At 69.3% G+C, this 14,780-nt stretch carries 11 protein-coding genes; 2 read left to right on the top strand and 9 right to left on the bottom strand.

Annotated features, from left to right (window positions below):
• Positions 1-8: 8 nt before the first annotated feature.
• The 5 genes from ACFWZ1_RS00240 to ACFWZ1_RS00220 all read right to left on the bottom strand — a co-directional run bounded on the left by ACFWZ1_RS00240 (position 9) and on the right by ACFWZ1_RS00220 (position 4,774).
• On the bottom strand, positions 9-914 hold the full coding sequence (locus tag ACFWZ1_RS00240; RefSeq protein WP_439665020.1) for a hypothetical protein: 906 nt from the start codon (positions 912-914) through the stop codon (positions 9-11).
• Positions 914-1,705 (bottom strand): hypothetical protein, encoded by a 792-nt coding sequence (locus tag ACFWZ1_RS00235; RefSeq protein ID WP_439665019.1) that lies wholly within the window; start codon positions 1,703-1,705, stop codon positions 914-916. The genes ACFWZ1_RS00240 and ACFWZ1_RS00235 overlap by 1 nt, the downstream gene beginning before the upstream one ends.
• Positions 1,706-1,720: 15 nt before the next feature.
• Positions 1,721-2,692, bottom strand: coding sequence for a hypothetical protein (locus ACFWZ1_RS00230; RefSeq protein ID WP_439665018.1), 972 nt, complete (start codon positions 2,690-2,692; stop codon positions 1,721-1,723).
• 229 nt (positions 2,693-2,921) lie between these two features.
• Complete coding sequence (locus ACFWZ1_RS00225; RefSeq protein WP_439665017.1) at positions 2,922-3,662, bottom strand: LytR/AlgR family response regulator transcription factor; 741 nt, start codon at positions 3,660-3,662, stop codon at positions 2,922-2,924.
• A complete protein-coding gene (locus ACFWZ1_RS00220; protein WP_439665016.1) occupies positions 3,659-4,774 on the bottom strand; it encodes a sensor histidine kinase in 1,116 nt (371 codons plus the stop codon). The genes ACFWZ1_RS00225 and ACFWZ1_RS00220 overlap by 4 nt, the downstream gene beginning before the upstream one ends.
• A 206-nt stretch (positions 4,775-4,980) precedes the next feature.
• Here ACFWZ1_RS00220 and ACFWZ1_RS00215 point away from each other — a divergent pair, with 206 nt between their 5' ends.
• A complete protein-coding gene (locus tag ACFWZ1_RS00215) occupies positions 4,981-5,442 on the top strand; it encodes a nuclear transport factor 2 family protein (RefSeq protein ID WP_439665015.1) in 462 nt (153 codons plus the stop codon).
• A gap of 137 nt (positions 5,443-5,579) precedes the next feature.
• Here ACFWZ1_RS00215 and ACFWZ1_RS00210 read toward each other — a convergent pair whose 3' ends face one another.
• From ACFWZ1_RS00210 to ACFWZ1_RS00200, 3 genes are all read right to left on the bottom strand, one after another.
• A complete protein-coding gene (locus ACFWZ1_RS00210; protein ID WP_439665014.1) occupies positions 5,580-6,980 on the bottom strand; it encodes an efflux transporter outer membrane subunit in 1,401 nt (466 codons plus the stop codon).
• A gap of 202 nt (positions 6,981-7,182) precedes the next feature.
• The gene (locus ACFWZ1_RS00205; protein ID WP_439665013.1) at positions 7,183-10,371 is read right to left on the bottom strand and encodes an efflux RND transporter permease subunit; all 3,189 of its coding nucleotides are present in this window, start codon (positions 10,369-10,371) and stop codon (positions 7,183-7,185) included.
• A gap of 88 nt (positions 10,372-10,459) precedes the next feature.
• Positions 10,460-11,656, bottom strand: a complete 1,197-nt coding sequence (locus ACFWZ1_RS00200) for an efflux RND transporter periplasmic adaptor subunit (protein WP_439665012.1) — start codon at positions 11,654-11,656, stop codon at positions 10,460-10,462.
• A gap of 148 nt (positions 11,657-11,804) precedes the next feature.
• Between ACFWZ1_RS00200 and ACFWZ1_RS00195 the strand changes: the two genes are divergently transcribed.
• Positions 11,805-12,764 (top strand): LysR family transcriptional regulator, encoded by a 960-nt coding sequence (locus ACFWZ1_RS00195; RefSeq protein WP_231322488.1) that lies wholly within the window; start codon positions 11,805-11,807, stop codon positions 12,762-12,764.
• 9 nt (positions 12,765-12,773) lie between these two features.
• Here ACFWZ1_RS00195 and ACFWZ1_RS00190 read toward each other — a convergent pair whose 3' ends face one another.
• Positions 12,774-14,681 (bottom strand): CHASE3 domain-containing protein, encoded by a 1,908-nt coding sequence (locus tag ACFWZ1_RS00190; RefSeq protein WP_439665011.1) that lies wholly within the window; start codon positions 14,679-14,681, stop codon positions 12,774-12,776.
• Positions 14,682-14,780: the final 99 nt, after the last annotated feature.

The following is a 14,780-nucleotide window of genomic DNA, read 5'->3' as shown; positions in this document are numbered from 1 at the left end:
CCGCGGCATCAATCGGGCTTCCCGGCCTTGTGCCGGTCCAGCCACGGGGCCAGCGAGAGTTGCGCGATGCCCGATCGTCCCGTGACGTAGAGGGTGAGCCCATCGGGCGCGAGGTGCGCGCCCCAGGGCAGGTCCCGGTTGATCGCGTCGCCCAGGTCGATCGGGCGGCTCCAGTGGTCGCCCTCGCGGAAGGCGATGCACAGGCGCCCGAGCCCGCCCTTGACCTTGCCGTAGTCGAACACGATGAAGGACTGGTCCGGCGCCACCGCCGGATCGTGCGTCGATACCTGCGGATCGCCGAGGCCGGCGCGCTCCGGTGGCAGATAGCCGCCGTCGTGGTGGCGCGAGCGCCAGGTGTGCATGACCCTGGCCTTCGGGTCGAAGCGCATGAAATAGAGCGTGCCATCGGCGGCGAGGCTGGCAAAATCGATGAAGACGTCGTCGTTGATCACCGGTCCGAGCCAGACCGGCTCGCCCCAGCCGTCGCCCTTGCGATCGACCCGCCAGAGGTTGGAGCCGGGTGCGCGGCCGCCGACGAAATAGTCCTGCACCAGCGGCTTCCCGCCCGGCCGCACCGGCCGATCCGAGTTGAACAGCAGGTAGCTGCCGTCCGGCGCCACCAGCGGGTCCTGGTCGAACCAGTGGCCGGAGAAGCTCGCCACCTGCGGTGCGGCCCACCGGCCGTCCACCCGGCGGGACACCATGATGGTCTTGTGCGTGCCTTCGCTGCGGTCGAAGAAGACGGTGGCCCCATCGGGTGTGAAGGCCAGTGTGTCGTCGCTGTCGGCATGAAGGATTCCGCCCAGCGTCACGGGCTGCAGCGTCGCGGGCGCCGGCACGACGGGGCGTACGGCGGCGGTGGCGAGCAGGCCGGCCGTCAGGCAGAGGGCGGCGCGGATGCCGGCGCTGTACATCAGTGCGTCGTCCCGCGCGGCGGCGTGGCATTGAGCAGGATGTACTGGCGCTCCACGCCTTCGATCCGCCCCAGCTGCGGCGACGTGAGAACGACCGCCCGCTCGCTCATCAGCTCGTCGCTGAGCACGATGCCGTCGCGGAAGGTGGCGAGGCCATGCCAGTGCGCGCGACCGGGCTGCCGCGTCAGCGGATACGAGCGCTCGCCGCGGGTCAGCGTGACCTGCGGCGCGTCGCCCAGCCACGGTCCCGTGCCGCTGCCCTCGCGCTCCAGAGACACGGTATGGCTGGCCGGATCGAACGCCACCACGGTGACCGTTTGCCGGCCGGCGGGCCCCAGTTCCCACGGCGCGCCGATGTCCACCGTCCAGCGCTGGCCCACCCGCAACGTCGCCGGTGCGTGGCCCCAAAGCAGCGGGTTGTAGGCCAGCCCGCTGGCATCGGTGTTGGGCATGCATTTGCCGTCGAAGCAATTGCCGGCACCGCCATCGGGCAGCATCACCGTGCCGCTGCCCGCGGGGCGGCCGTCATAGAGATAGTCGATGTGCAGGCGCGGCGGGTTGGCGGCAGCGTCGAGCACCGTGTAGGTGGCGGTCCCGCTGACGCGCCGCACCGCGTCGTCAAAGCCGGTCGCCTGCAACGCGATCGTGCGCGAGAAGACGTTGCCGAACGTCGCGCCGGCGCGCAGCGCCAGGGTCAGCGCCGGCGCAGTGGCCGGCGGCGCGGCGGCAGCGCCGGAGGCGGGCAGGAACAGCAGGGCCAGCAGGGTGGGAAGGCAGCGGGGTCGGCTCATGCGGATCTCCACGGGTCAGGGCGAGATGCCGTGCGCGCGCAGCACGCCGGAAATGTCCACGCGCCACAGGTTGCGCGAGCCGTTGAGCGGTCCGGACAGGCGCTTGCCCAGCGACGAGGCGTCGTCGCGCGACTTCGGAAAGTCGACGGCGGGCTGCCGGTTGCTCGAGACGTACAGCTCGCCGAACCGGCGGCCGAGCGACGGTGCGTTTTCCAGGGCATCGCTGTTGACCTCGCCATCCAGGTGCTCAGGCTTGCCCCAGCGGCCATCGGCCTGGCGGAAGGCGATGTAGATGTCGGCGCGGCCCAGCGCATCGCCCTCGTCGCCGGCGAACAGGATGAAGCGTTGCTGCGGATCGATGGCCGGGTCCATGCGGTTGCGCGCGACGTCGCCCAGGTCGACACGCTCCGGCGGCGCATGGCCATCGGCCGTATGCCGCGCCACATACACCTGGTAGGCCTTGCCCGAGTCGGCGCGGTGCGCGGAGAAGTAGACGTCGCCGTTCGCGGCTACCGACGGGTTGTAGATCATCGCGCCGTCGTTGAGCGCGCCGTCCACGTGCACCGGCGCGCTCCAGCGGCCGTCGGCCTGGCGCTCGACGTACCACAGGTGGGTGCCGGCGAAGCGGTGGCCGCCCATCTCCGCCATCACCGGAGGCGCACCCGGGCTCGGCGGGCGGTTGGAAACGAAGTACAGACGCTCGCCATCCGGCGAGAGGGTCGGCTCGGAGTCATGCCATTGCCCCGAGAAGCTCGCCACCTGCGGCGCGGACCACTGGCCGTCGCGGCGGTGCGAGACCAGGATGGTGTCGTCCTTCTCGCCGAAGTCCGAACGCATGAAATAGACCGTGTCGCCGTCGGGCGAGAACGTCGCGGAGGTTTCCTGCAGCCCCGTGGAGATGACGCCGGGGCCGAGCAGATCGGCGGCCGTCGTGGTGGTGCAGGCCAGGGCAAGCACCAGGGTCAGGGCGATGCGATGCGATGTCATGTGGCGGTCCGGTTCGGCGACGACCGCCAGCGTGGCGTGACGGCGCCGGGCGCGCCGCTGGTTTGTGACCAGCGGTCGTTGGGCGGGGTCGAATGGCAGGTTGCCCGAGGCCTTTGCCCAATTCCCCCGCAAAAGGGGTACGAAGGGCGGGCGAGGGTTCCAGTGAACGAGGCGCTTGGGCGATACCGCTTCCGACCCCCTGTCCCGGGGGGGAAGAGCGGCTACTGGATCAGGCGATCCCCAGCGCGCCCCGCGCATGCGCGCGGAAGCGCCGGCTAAGGCCCAGCCGGGTGCCATCGTGCAGCACCACCTCGGCGTTGCCCTGGAACAGCGGATGGATCTCGCGGATGCGCTCGACGTTCACCAGCGTGCCGCGATGGATGCGCAGGAAGCACGCCGGATCGAGCGTGGCCACCAGGCCCGCCAGGGTCTCGCGATGCAGGTACGCCTGCTTGCCCACGTGGATGTGCACGTAGTTGCCGTCGGCCTCGATCCAGTCGATCGTGTCGACCGCGATCACACGCATGTGCTCGCCCACGCGCACGCTGATCCGCTGGGTCGCGCCGGCCGGCGGCGCGGGCGGCGCGGTCCGTGCGGACAGCCCGCGCCAGTGCCGGCGAACACGCGCGATGGCCTGGTCGAAGCGGGCCTGGTCGATGGGCTTGAGCACGTAATCCAGCGCGTTCGCGTCGAACGCGCGCAGCGCGTGCTGGGCGTAGGCGGTGGTGAACACCACCATCGGCAATGCATCGGGCTTGAGCTCCTGCAGGAGCTGGAAGCCATCCAGGCCGGGCATGCGGATGTCCAGGAACAGCAGGTCCGGCGCGAGCGCGGCGGACGCCTGCATGGCGTCGGCCGCGTTGCCGCATTCGCCCACGATCTCGACATCCGGATGCGCGGCGAGCGCCTGGCGCAGGGCCAGCCGCGCGAGCACCTCGTCGTCGACCAGCAGGGTACGGATCGTGCTCATGCGACGTGCTCGCGGAAGGGAAAACGCAGTTCGACCCGCGTGCCGCCCTCGCGGCGACCGCTCAGCCGGAGGCTCGCCGCCGCACCGAACAGCACCTGGAGCCGGGCCCGCGTGTTGCCCAGGCCGACGCCTTCCAGCGGGCCGTCCGGCGGCAGGCCCAGGCCGTCGTCATCCACGCACAGGTGCAGCAGGTCGCCGTCGCGGCGGCTGGCGATGTGCAGGCAGCCGGGCTGGGCCGTGGCCAGCAGGCCGTGGCGCAATGCGTTTTCCACCAGCGGCTGCAGGATCATGCTCGGCACCGCCGCGCGCAGCGTGTCCTCGGCCAGGTCCAGCCGGGTCGACAGGCGGTCCTGGAAGCGCACCTGCTGGATGTCCAGGTAGCAGCGCAGGAATTCCATCTCCCGCGCCAGCGGCACCTGCTGCGCGTGGCGCTGATCGAGCGTCATGCGCAGGAAGTCGCTGAGCCGCGCGATCATCAGCCGCGCGCGCAGCGGCTCGGCCAGCGCCAGCGCCGAAATCGCGTTCAAGGTGTTGAACAGGAAATGCGGCTGCAGCTGCATGCGCAGCGCCTGCAGCTGCGACTGCGCGAGCTGGGTTTCGAGCCGCGCGTTGCGCAGGCGTTCGTCGCGCAGGTGCCGGCGCGATTCGAGCCCGCGCAATACCACCAGCATCACCCAGTAGGTGAGCAGCGCCAGGTGATAGGTATAGGCGAACTGCATGCGCACGAAGGCGGCCAGCGTGGCGACGGGCATGCGACCTGGACCGCAGGCGTACCAGAACACGACAAGGTGCAGCAGCGTCTGCGCCAGCGCGATCGCCAGGCCGGCCGGTATGTGCAGCGCGAGGAAGCGGTTCCAGCCGGGGCCCGCACTGCGCCGGCCCAGCCAGCCGACCAGCGGCACCAGCGCCATCCACGGATAGAAGTTGGCGGCGTTCCAGACCAGCGCGCGCGTCCAGTCCGGGTCGTTGCCTTCGCTGATCGAGGACAGGCCGCCGCTGAGCGCATAGGACAAGGCCAGCAACGTCCAGAACCCGAACGCGAGCAGACCCGCGTGGCGCGCAGGCGGTGGGATTTCGAGGGTGTCCTCGGGCGTCGCCGGAAGGGGGCTCATCGCACGCAGTGTACGCAGCCGCCGCGCCGGCGGATGTGCCAGAAGCGCCACGGCCCGGCGTGCCTGATGCCCGGCATGCCGCGTACCGCGGCAGGGATGCCGCCCGTCACCGTCGCCGGCGTCTTCGTCACAAATCCCGTGGCTTGGCGCGGCGCCCGACGCAGGTTTCCTCGACGGCAATCGCGCCGACCCCGAGGAAAAGACGCATGCGACACCCACTCGCCCTTGCCATCGCCATCCTTGCCTTCGCAGGCGTTGCGCGCGCCGCGCCGGTCGATGAGACCGCGCGCACCGCCGCGGCGGTGAAGGCGGTCGACCAGCACTGGCTCAATGCCGAGCTGGACGGCGACACGGCCTACCTCGAAACGCTGCTGCTGCCCGCCTACCGTTCGGTCGGCGCGGACGGTGTGGTGCATCCGCGCCAGGCGATTCTCGCGCACGCGGCACAGAACCGCGGCTCCGACCGGAAGCGCCGCGAGGTCGAGGCGTGGATCAAGGCGCACCCCTCGGCCCAAAGCGTGCTGCTGCAGGGGGACACCGCGATCCTTTCCTTCTACGACCCGAAACTCGGACCGGACCGCGGCGTGCGCTCGGCGGACATCTTCGTCCACGTCGGCGGGCGCTGGCATGCGCTCTACTCCCAGCACGCCCGACCCGGCGGCAACTAGACGCCGCCGGACACCGCACGGTCGTGCCGGCCGGCATGGCCCGCTCTCTGTTCGCCGGCACCGAATTCCGGATGGCGCGAGGCCGCGATGCGACCGCTGGTATCCGGCGGAAGCATGGCGAGGTCCTCCGCTTGGGGTCAGGGCGTGGCGGCGAGCGCCGTGCAGTGTTCGTCGGCGCAGGCCTGCCAACCGCCGCCCAGCGCCTTGTACAGCGCGATGGCCCGCAGGTTGATGCCGGCCTCGGCTTCGGCCAGCTGGTCTTCGGCGGCAAGCTGCGTGCGCTGCGCGTCGAGCAGTTCGAGGTAGTCGATGGCGCCGGCGTCGTAGCGGATCTTCGCCAGCTTCGCGGCACGCTCGCTCTGGTCGGCCTGCTCGAAGAGGTGTTGCACGCGCACACGCTGCTGGTTGTAGCCGACCAGCGCGTTGTCCACGTCCTCCAGCGCGCGCAGCACGGTGCGCTGGTAGTTGGCCAGTGCACCGTCCGCGCGGGCTTCGCTCGCCTTCACGCCCGAGCGCACGCGCTGCACGTTCAGGCCCGACCAGCTGATGCTGGGCGCAAGCGACCAGGCGCGCGTGTCCGGGCTGCCGAAGTCGTTGCTGCGTCCCGCCAGGAAACCGAGGAAGCCGCCCAGCCGGATGTGCGGGAACCAGTCCGCCTTGGCCACGCCGATGCGTGCGTTGGCCGCGGCCAGGTCACGCTCGGCGATGCGGATGTCCGGGCGGCGCTTGAACACGTCGTCGGCGTTGCCGATCGGCAGGGTGGTGTCGATCGGGGTGAAGTGCGCGCTCGAGAGGTCGATGTCCAGTGCGCCGGGTCGTTCGCCCAGCAGCACGGCAAGGCGGAAGCTGTCGGCCTGTGCCTGCGTGGTGAGCACCGGCAGCGTGGCCTCGACGCCGGCCAGGCGCGCGCGGGCGCTGGCCACGTCCTGCTCCGAGCCGGTGCCGAGCGCGGCGCGGCTTTCGATCAGCTCCAGTGCCTCGCGCTGGTTGGCGATGTCGCGCTGGGCCACCTCGATGCGCAACTGGGTGCCGCGCAGGTCGAAGTAGTTGCGCGCGACCTCGGCGAACAGCGTGACCTGGGCATCCTGCAACGAGGCGGCCGCGGCCTCGCTGTCGGCACGCGCGGCTTCCACCTGGCGACGCACGCCGCCGAACAGGTCGAGCTCCCAGCTGGCGTCGAAGCCGGCCTGGTAGGCGGTCGTGGTGGTGCGCTGTTCGCTGAAGCCTGGCGTCTGGCCGCGGCTGCGCGTGTAGCTGGCGCCGGTTTCGATGTCGGGCCACTGCTCGGAGTGCGCGGTGCCGAGCAGGGCGCGTGCCTCCTTCAGGCGGGCCAGGGCGACCTTCAGGTCAGGCGCGTTCTTTGCCGCGCGGGTGATCAAGGTGTCGAGCGTCGGGTCGTTGAACTGCTTCCACCAGTCGGCCTGGAAGTCGGCGGTCGACTGGCGTGCGGTGTCCACGCCCTGCAGCGCGACCGGCTTCTCCACCGGGTGGTGGTAGTCGGGGCCGACGTTGATGCAGCCGGCGAGCAGTGCGGCCATGGCCACAGCCAGGATGCGGAGCGCAGTTTTTGCTCCCTCTCCCCTGCGGGGAGAGGGTTGCGGTGAGGGGGCGCGGCTCGCAGGGGAGTTGATCAGAGCCAGCTCTGATGCAGGGCCGAGGTCAGAGCGGCCCCTCACCCCAGCCCTCTCCCCCATATCTGGATGGGGGAGAGGGCGCAGGTTGGTCGTAACGTTAGACATCTCAATGCTCCTCGATCGCGACGGGCAGCGCCGCGTGGCGCGCGGCACGCCGCGCCGCCGCACGCTCGCTCCAGCCGCGCACGATCACGTAGAACAGGGGGGTGAACAGCAGACCGAAGAAGGTCACGCCGAGCATGCCGGAGAACACCGCCACGCCCATCGCGTGGCGCATCTCCGCACCGGCGCCGTGCGAGGTGACCAGCGGCACCACGCCCATGATGAAGGCGAAGCTCGTCATCAGGATCGGACGCAGTCGCAGCCGCGCCGCTTCCAGCACTGCGGTGCGACGATCGAGCCCTTCATGGATCTGCGCCTCGCGGGCGAATTCCACGATCAGGATGGCGTTCTTGCAGGCCAGGCCCACCAGCACGATCAAACCGATCTGGGTAAAGATGTTGTTGTCGCCACCCGAGAGCCACACGCCCGCGATCGCGGACAACAGCACCATCGGCACGATCAGGATCACCGCCAGCGGCAACGTCAGGCTCTCGTACAGCGAGGCCAGCACCAGGAACACCAGCAGCACGCACAGCGGGAACACCAGCACGGCGGTGTTGCCGGCGAGGATCTGCTGGTAGGTGAGCTCGGTCCATTCGAAGCTCATGCCGTTGGGCAGGTTGTCCTTCGCCAGCTTCTCCATCGCCGCCTGGGCCTGGCCCGAGCTGTAGCCGGGCGCCGGGCCGCCGTTGATCTCGGCGGTCGGGTAGCCGTTGTAGTGCTGCACGCGGTCCGGGCCCACGCCCTGGTGCACCTGCACGAACGAACCCAGCGGCACCGCTTCGCCCGCGGCATTGCGCGTCTTCAGGCGAAGGATGTCCTCCGGCTCGCGGCGGAAGCCCGGCTCGGCCGAGACGTTGACCTGGTAAGTGCGCCCGAAGCGGTTGAAGTCGTTGACGTAGAGCGAACCCATGTAGGCCTGCATCGTCTGGTAGACGTCGGCCAGGTTGACGCCCTCGGCCTTGGCCTTCTCGCGATCCACCTCGGCGTCGATCTGCGGCACGCTCACCTGGTAGCTGGAGAACAGCCCGGCCAGCGCCGGCGTCTTCTGGCTCTGCGCGATCAGGTTCTGGGTCTGCTTGAACAGTTCCTCGAAGCCCTGGTCGGAGCGGTCCTCGATCTGGATGCGGAAGCCGCCGATCGTGCCCAGGCCCATCACCGGCGGTGGCGGGAACACCGCGATGTAGGCGTCCTGGATCGACGCGTACTTCTGGTTCAACGCACCGGCAATGGCCCCGGCCGACAGCGCCGGATCGGTGCGCTCCTCGAACGGCTTCAGCGTCACGAACACGATGCCGCTGTTGGGCGAGTTGGTGAAGCCGTTGATCGAAAGGCCCGGGAACGCCACGGCGCTTTCCACGCCCGGTGTTTTGAGCGCGATCTCGCTCATGCGGCGGATCACGTCCTCGCTGCGGTCGAGCGAGGCGGCATCCGGCAACTGCGCGAACGACACTAGGTACTGCTTGTCCTGCGAGGGCACGAAGCCGGCCGGCACGTGGATGAAGCCGAACACGCCCAGCGCCACCAGCGCGCCGTAGATCACCAGCGCCGGCGCGCCCTTGCCGAGCACGCGACGCACGCCGCCGACGTAGCGGTTCGCGCCGCTGACGAACATCCGGTTGAACGGCCGGAACAGCCAGCCGAAACCACGCTCGAGCAGGACGCTGAAGCGATCCTTCGGCGCGCCGCGCTCCTTCAGCAGCAGCGCGGACAGCGCCGGGCTCAGGGTCAGCGAGTTGAATGCCGAGATCACGGTGGAGATGGCGATGGTCAGCGCGAACTGGCGATAGAACTCGCCCGTCAGGCCGCTGATGAACGCCGCCGGGATGAACACCGCGCACAGCACCAGGGCGGTGGCCACGATCGGCCCGGTCACCTCGGTCATCGCGCGGCGCGTGGCTTCCTTCGGTTTCAGTCCGTGTTCGATGTGCCGCTCGACGTTCTCCACCACCACGATCGCGTCATCGACCACGATGCCGATCGCCAGCACCAGGCCGAACAGGCTCAAGGCGTTGAGCGAGAAGCCGGCCAGGTACATCACCGCGAAGGTGCCCACCAGCGATACCGGCACCGCCACCAGCGGGATGATCGACGCGCGCCAGGTCTGCAGGAACAGGATCACCACCAGCACGACCAGCAGGATCGCCTCGAACAACGTGTGCACCACCGCCTCAATCGAGCCGCGCACGAACACGGTCGGGTCGTAGACGATCTTGTAGTCGACGCCCTGCGGGAACTCGGCCTTCAGCTGCGCCATGGTGGCGCGCACTTCGTCGGAGATCTGGATCGCGTTGGAGCCGGGACGGGCGAAGATCGGCAGCGCAACCGCCGGCTTGTTGTCGAGCAGGCTGCGCAGCGCGTAGTTGTTCGAGCCCAGCTCGACGCGGGCCACGTCACGCAGGTGCGTGACCGCGCCGTCCTTCGTCGTGCGCAGCACGATGTTGGCGAAGTCGTCCTCGGTGACCAGTCGGCCGCGGGTGTTGATGTTGAGCTGGAAGGCCGCCCCGTTGGGCGCCGGCGGCGCATTGAGCGAGCCGGCGGCTACGTCCACGTTCTGCTCGCGGATCGCGTTGACCACGTCGCCGGTGGTCAGCCCGCGCATCGCCAGGCGCTCCGGGTCGAGCCACACGCGCATCGAGTACTCGCCGGCACCGAACAGTTGCACGTCGCCCACGCCATCGAGGCGCGCGAGCTGGTCCTTGATGTGCAGCCGCGCGTAGTTGGACAGGTACAGCATGTCGTAGCGCTGGTCGGGCGAGATCAGGTGCACGACCATGGTCAGGTCCGGCGAGCTCTTCTGCGTGGTCACGCCGAGCCGCTGCACTTCCTCGGGCAACCGGGGCAGCGCCTGCGCCACGCGGTTCTGCACCTGCACCTGGGCGTTGTCCAGGTCCGTGCCGAGCGCGAAGGTCACCGTCAGCGTCATCGCGCCGTCGCTGGTGGCCTGCGAGGAGGTGTAAAGCATGCCTTCGACGCCGTTGATCTGTTCTTCCAGCGGCGTGGCGACGGTGGCGGCGATGACCTTGGGGTTGGCGCCGGGATAGGTCGCGCGCACGACGACCGTCGGCGGCACCACTTCGGGGTATTCGCCGATCGGCAGCTTGAACAGCGAGATCGCGCCGGCGATCACGATCAGCACCGACAGTACGCCGGCAAGGATCGGACGCTCCACGAAATATTGGGCGAGTTTCATCTGGTTTCCTGGATCTATCGTTGTAGGAGCGTTTTTGGCGCGACCACCATTTCGGTCGCGCCCAAGGGCGCTCCTACAGGGGGTGCTTTCAGTTGCGCGAAGCGACCTTGCCGTTGCTGCCGCCGGCGCCAGCCAACTGGCTGCCGGCGTCCAGGCTGCGGCTCTCCATCGCCACCAGCGTGGGGCTGACTTCCATGCCGGGCCGGACGTGCTGAAGCCCGTTGACCACGACCACGTCCTTGGCGGTGAGGCCCTGCGTGACCACGCGCAAGCCGTCGGCCAGCGGTCCCAGCGTGACCTTGCGGTAGGCCACCTTGTGGTCGGGTTCCAGCACGTAGACGAACTTGTTGCCCAGGTCCGTGCCGACGGCGCGCTCGTCGATCAGCGCGCGCGGCTGGCGGCTGGGCGTGCGCAGTTCAAGGCGCACGTAGAGGCCCGGCGTGTAGCGGCCATCGTCGTTGTCGAACACCGCGCGCAGGCGCATGGTGCCGCTGGTGGCGTCGAGCTGGTTGTCGACGAAGTCGATGCGTCCGGCGTGCGGGTAGCCCTCTTCATCCACCAGCCCCATCGCCACTTGGGGCGCGACGCCGCGATCGCGGCGCAGCTGGTCGAGCTTGAGATAGGCGTGCTCGTCGATGGTGAAGTAGGCATAGACCGGGTCGACGCTCACCACGCTGGTCAGCACGTCGGCGGGCGTCACCAGGTTGCCGGCGGTAATACGCGCGTTGCTGACGCGACCGTCGATCGGCGCGCGTACCTCGGTGAAGCCGCGATCCAGCCGGGCCGCTTCCAGCGCCGCGCCGGTGGCCGATGCCTGTGCCTTGGCGCTGGCCGCGGCGGTGGCCAGGCGGTCGGCCTCCTGCGTGGAAATCGCATGCTGCGCCAGCAGCTTCGTCGCGCGCTCGGCGTTGGAGGCGGCCAGCTTCTGCTCGGCGCGGGCCTGGTCGAGCGTGGCGGCCAGCCGGTCGACCTCGGCCTGGTACGGCCGCGGATCGATGGTGAACAAGAGCTCACCCTTGCGCACGCGCGCGCCTTCGGTGAAATGCACGGCAGTGACGTAGCCGCTCACGCGCGGATGCACCTCGACGGTGTCCACGGCCTGCAGGCGACCGGTGAAGGCATCGGTATCGCTGACCGGACGCACCAGCGTCTGCGCCACGGTGACCGCGGGCGGCGGCGGTGTGCCGGCTTCCTGCGCGTGGCTCTCGCCGTGGCTGCCGAGCACCGCCCAGCTGCCGGCCGCTACTGCCACGGCCAGGCTCAAGAGGATCCATCGCTTTTTCATACTGCGCTCCCGGGTCTAAATTAGTGCACCGGTCGGTACAGAACCGGCGAAGGCCCGGGAGAATAGGTACACTTACCGGTATAGAAAACCCGGGCTTGGTGCAATGCAATAGTGACACCGAGTCACGAATCACCCTGGAGTAGGCTCGATGGAAGACTTCGCAGCAATTTCAGCCTTCGTCCGCGTGGTCGAGGCCAAGAGCTTCGCCGCTGCCGCCGCGCAACTGGGCATGACACCCTCGGGCGTCAGCCGTGCCGTGTCCCGGCTGGAGGAGCGCCTGGGCGCGCGCCTGCTGTTCCGCTCGACCCGGTCCTTGCGCCTGACCGACGACGGCGCCGTATTCCACGCGCGCTGCAAGGACATTCTGGCCGACCTGGCCGAGGCTACCGAAGCGCTGGGCTACGCCAACCGCAAACCGGTCGGGAAGTTGCGCGTGGCGGTGTCGCTGGCGGTGGGGCGCGCCGCGCTGATTCCGCGCCTGGCCGAGTTCGAGCAGCGCTATCCGGACATCCGGCTGGAGCTGTCGATGAGCGACCTGCCGGCGGACATGAATGGTGAAGGCATCGACTGCGCCATCCGCGTGGGCGAGCTGGAAGACTCCAGCCTGATCGCGCGCAAGATCGGTTACCTGCGCAACGTGGTCTGCGCCTCGCCGGCGTACCTGGCGCGCTATGGCGCACCGCAGTCCATCGACGACCTCAAGCAACACCGCTGCATCAACTACGTCTACCCCAACGGCCGCCCGCGGCAGTGGATGTTCGACGGCGCCAATGGCCCGGTCGCGGTGGACGTCGAGGGCCACCTGCTGATCAACGACGCCGAGTCGGTGATCCAGGCGGTGGCGGCGGGCTTGGGGATCACCCAGGCCCCGCACATGATGGTCGCCTGCATGCTCGACTGGGGAAAGCTGCAACTGGTGATGACCGATACCCGCTCCACCGGCAAGCCGGTGTGGATCGTCTATCCGCAGAAGAAGCACCTGTCCGCGCGCGTGCAGGCGTTCATCGAATGGGTGCGCGAACTGTTCGAGCGGACCAACGAGCCGCAGTTTCAGGCACCGGTGCCGGCCGGGACGGCCAAGCGGAGCTTGCCCGCGGCCGCCGCCTGACGGCAGCCGTCACGGAGCCGGCCCGGTGGCTGGCGGCAGGCTTGGGCCTTCCGACAGCAAGGCGTGCACGCGGTGGGCCAGCTCCTCCAGCGTAAAGGGTTTACGCAGCAGGCCGGCGCCGGGGATGCGTTCGCCGACACGCTCGGTCGCCTCCCGCGTGAAGCCGGTCATCAGCAGGACCTTCAGCCCCGGCCGCAACTGCCGGGCGATGTCGGCCAGCTCCCACCCGGTGATCTGCGCCATCTCCACGTCGGTCAGCAACAGGTCGATCTGCGGATGCGCATCGAGCACGGCCAGCCCATCGTGGCCACCGGATGCGGTCAGAACGCGGTACCCCAGTTCGGTCAGCGCCTCGGCCGCAAACACGCGCACCCCGACATCGTCATCGACCAGCAGGATCAGCGTGGTCCCGTCGCCACGCGGCACACCGTGCCGCGTGCGGTCGGGACGGACGGCGTCGACCGCGGCGGGCTCGCCGTCGGCACGCGGCAGATAGATGCGGACCGTGGTGCCCTTGCCAACCTCGCTCTCGATGTCCACGTGGCCGCCGGACTGCTTGATGAAGCCGTACACCTGGCTGAGTCCCAGGCCGGTGCCCTTGCCCGCCGCCTTGGTAGTGAAGAACGGCTCGAATGCCTTGCGCCGGACCTCGGCCGTCATGCCTTGCCCGGTATCGGTCATCGCGATCATCACGTAGGCGCCGCTGGTCACCTCGGCGTGGCCGCTTGCGTAGTCCTCGTCGAGGAAAACGTTGGCTGTCTGTACCGTCAGCCGGCCGCCTTCGGGCATGGCATCGCGCGCGTTGACCGCCAGGTTGATCAGCGTGCTTTCCAGCTGGTTGACGTCGACCCGCGCCTTCCAGAGGTCGGGCGCCTGTTCCAGCTCGATGCTGTAGATGCCGCCGAGCGTGCGGCGGATGATCTCGATGGTGCTGGCCACCACCTCGTCCGGCGCCACCAGCACCGCGTGCAGCGGCTGCTTGCGGGCAAAGGCCAGCAGGCGCTGGGTCAGTTCGCCGGCACGGCGCGTCGCCTCCAGCGCATAGCCGACGTAGCGGCCGACATCGTGGTTGCCGCGGGCCAGGCGCGCCTTGAGCAGCTCCAGGTTGCCCATCACCACCGCGAGCATGTTGTTGAAGTCATGCGCCATGCCGCCGGTCAGCGCGCCCAGCGCCTCCATCTTGCGCGACTGGCGCACCGCCTCTTCCAGCATCGCCTGGCGCTCGGTACTTCGCCGCAGCGCCTCGCTCGAGGCCAGCAGTTCGTCGCGCGTGCGCATCATGATGCGGTGACGACGGGACATCTCGCGCAGGGTCAGCACCGCCAGCCCCAGGATCGCCAGCGCGGACGCCGAGGCGCCGGTCAGCACCCAGCGCGATAACACGCGTTCCTTGCGTTGCTCGGCGGCGATGTTGCGATCGCAATCGGCCAGCATCGCGGACACCAGCGCGCGGATACGCTCCATCAGCCGCATGCCCAGATTGGACCGGACCAGTCTCGCCGCCGTCGCGTGGTCGCCACGGTCGTAGTAGGACAGCGTCTGCGCCAGCTCGGTCTGCTTGCCCGAGATCAACGCACGCAACTCGGGGAGGTTCCGGCGCAGCTGCGGATCCTCCACCTCGCGATCGAGCGTCCGCAGCAATGCCGCCAGGTTGCTGCGGGCGCGGGTGTACGGCGCGAGATACGCTTTTTCGCCGGTCAGCAGGTAACCGCGCTGGCCCGTTTCGGCACCCTGGATCGTCAACATCGTGCGCCGCAGCGACGCACGCACCGCCTGGATGTGCTGTTGCTGCTCCATGCCTTCCTCGCGCGCCGCCGCCAGCACGTAGGCACCGGCCAGCAGCGAGGTCAGCAAGACGAAACCCGCCGCCAGCATGATTCGCGACCAGAGCAGGCTTGGTGGTTTCTCTGCCGCCATCGGGACGCCGTCCTATGCGGCCGGGCCGGACTGGCCAGCGCGCGCGATCATCCTAGGCACACCGGGCGTGCGCGGAGCGTGGGGGCCAGTGCGGAAGGC

It is taken from the genome of Frateuria sp. GZRe14 (assembly GCF_051900395.1).
Classification (GTDB): Bacteria; Pseudomonadota; Gammaproteobacteria; order Xanthomonadales; family Rhodanobacteraceae; genus Frateuria_A; species Frateuria_A edaphi.
Note: the sequence above shows the minus strand (reverse complement) of the source record. Positions and strands in the feature narration are given on the sequence as shown.

Excerpts from the sequence above, each read along its gene's own strand:
- ACFWZ1_RS00240 (WP_439665020.1), bottom strand. The coding sequence starts at position 914 with ATGTACAGCGCCGGCATCCGCGCCGCCCTCTGCCTGACGGCCGGCCTG.
- ACFWZ1_RS00235 (WP_439665019.1), bottom strand. The coding sequence starts at position 1,705 with ATGAGCCGACCCCGCTGCCTTCCCACCCTGCTGGCCCTGCTGTTCCTG.
- ACFWZ1_RS00230 (WP_439665018.1), bottom strand. The coding sequence starts at position 2,692 with ATGACATCGCATCGCATCGCCCTGACCCTGGTGCTTGCCCTGGCCTGC.
- ACFWZ1_RS00225 (WP_439665017.1), bottom strand. The coding sequence starts at position 3,662 with ATGAGCACGATCCGTACCCTGCTGGTCGACGACGAGGTGCTCGCGCGG.
- ACFWZ1_RS00220 (WP_439665016.1), bottom strand. The coding sequence starts at position 4,774 with ATGAGCCCCCTTCCGGCGACGCCCGAGGACACCCTCGAAATCCCACCG.
- ACFWZ1_RS00215 (WP_439665015.1), top strand. The coding sequence starts at position 4,981 with ATGCGACACCCACTCGCCCTTGCCATCGCCATCCTTGCCTTCGCAGGC.
- ACFWZ1_RS00210 (WP_439665014.1), bottom strand. The coding sequence starts at position 6,980 with ATGGCCGCACTGCTCGCCGGCTGCATCAACGTCGGCCCCGACTACCAC.
- ACFWZ1_RS00205 (WP_439665013.1), bottom strand. The coding sequence starts at position 10,371 with ATGAAACTCGCCCAATATTTCGTGGAGCGTCCGATCCTTGCCGGCGTA.
- ACFWZ1_RS00200 (WP_439665012.1), bottom strand. The coding sequence starts at position 11,656 with ATGAAAAAGCGATGGATCCTCTTGAGCCTGGCCGTGGCAGTAGCGGCC.
- ACFWZ1_RS00195 (WP_231322488.1), top strand. The coding sequence starts at position 11,805 with ATGGAAGACTTCGCAGCAATTTCAGCCTTCGTCCGCGTGGTCGAGGCC.
- ACFWZ1_RS00190 (WP_439665011.1), bottom strand. The coding sequence starts at position 14,681 with ATGGCGGCAGAGAAACCACCAAGCCTGCTCTGGTCGCGAATCATGCTG.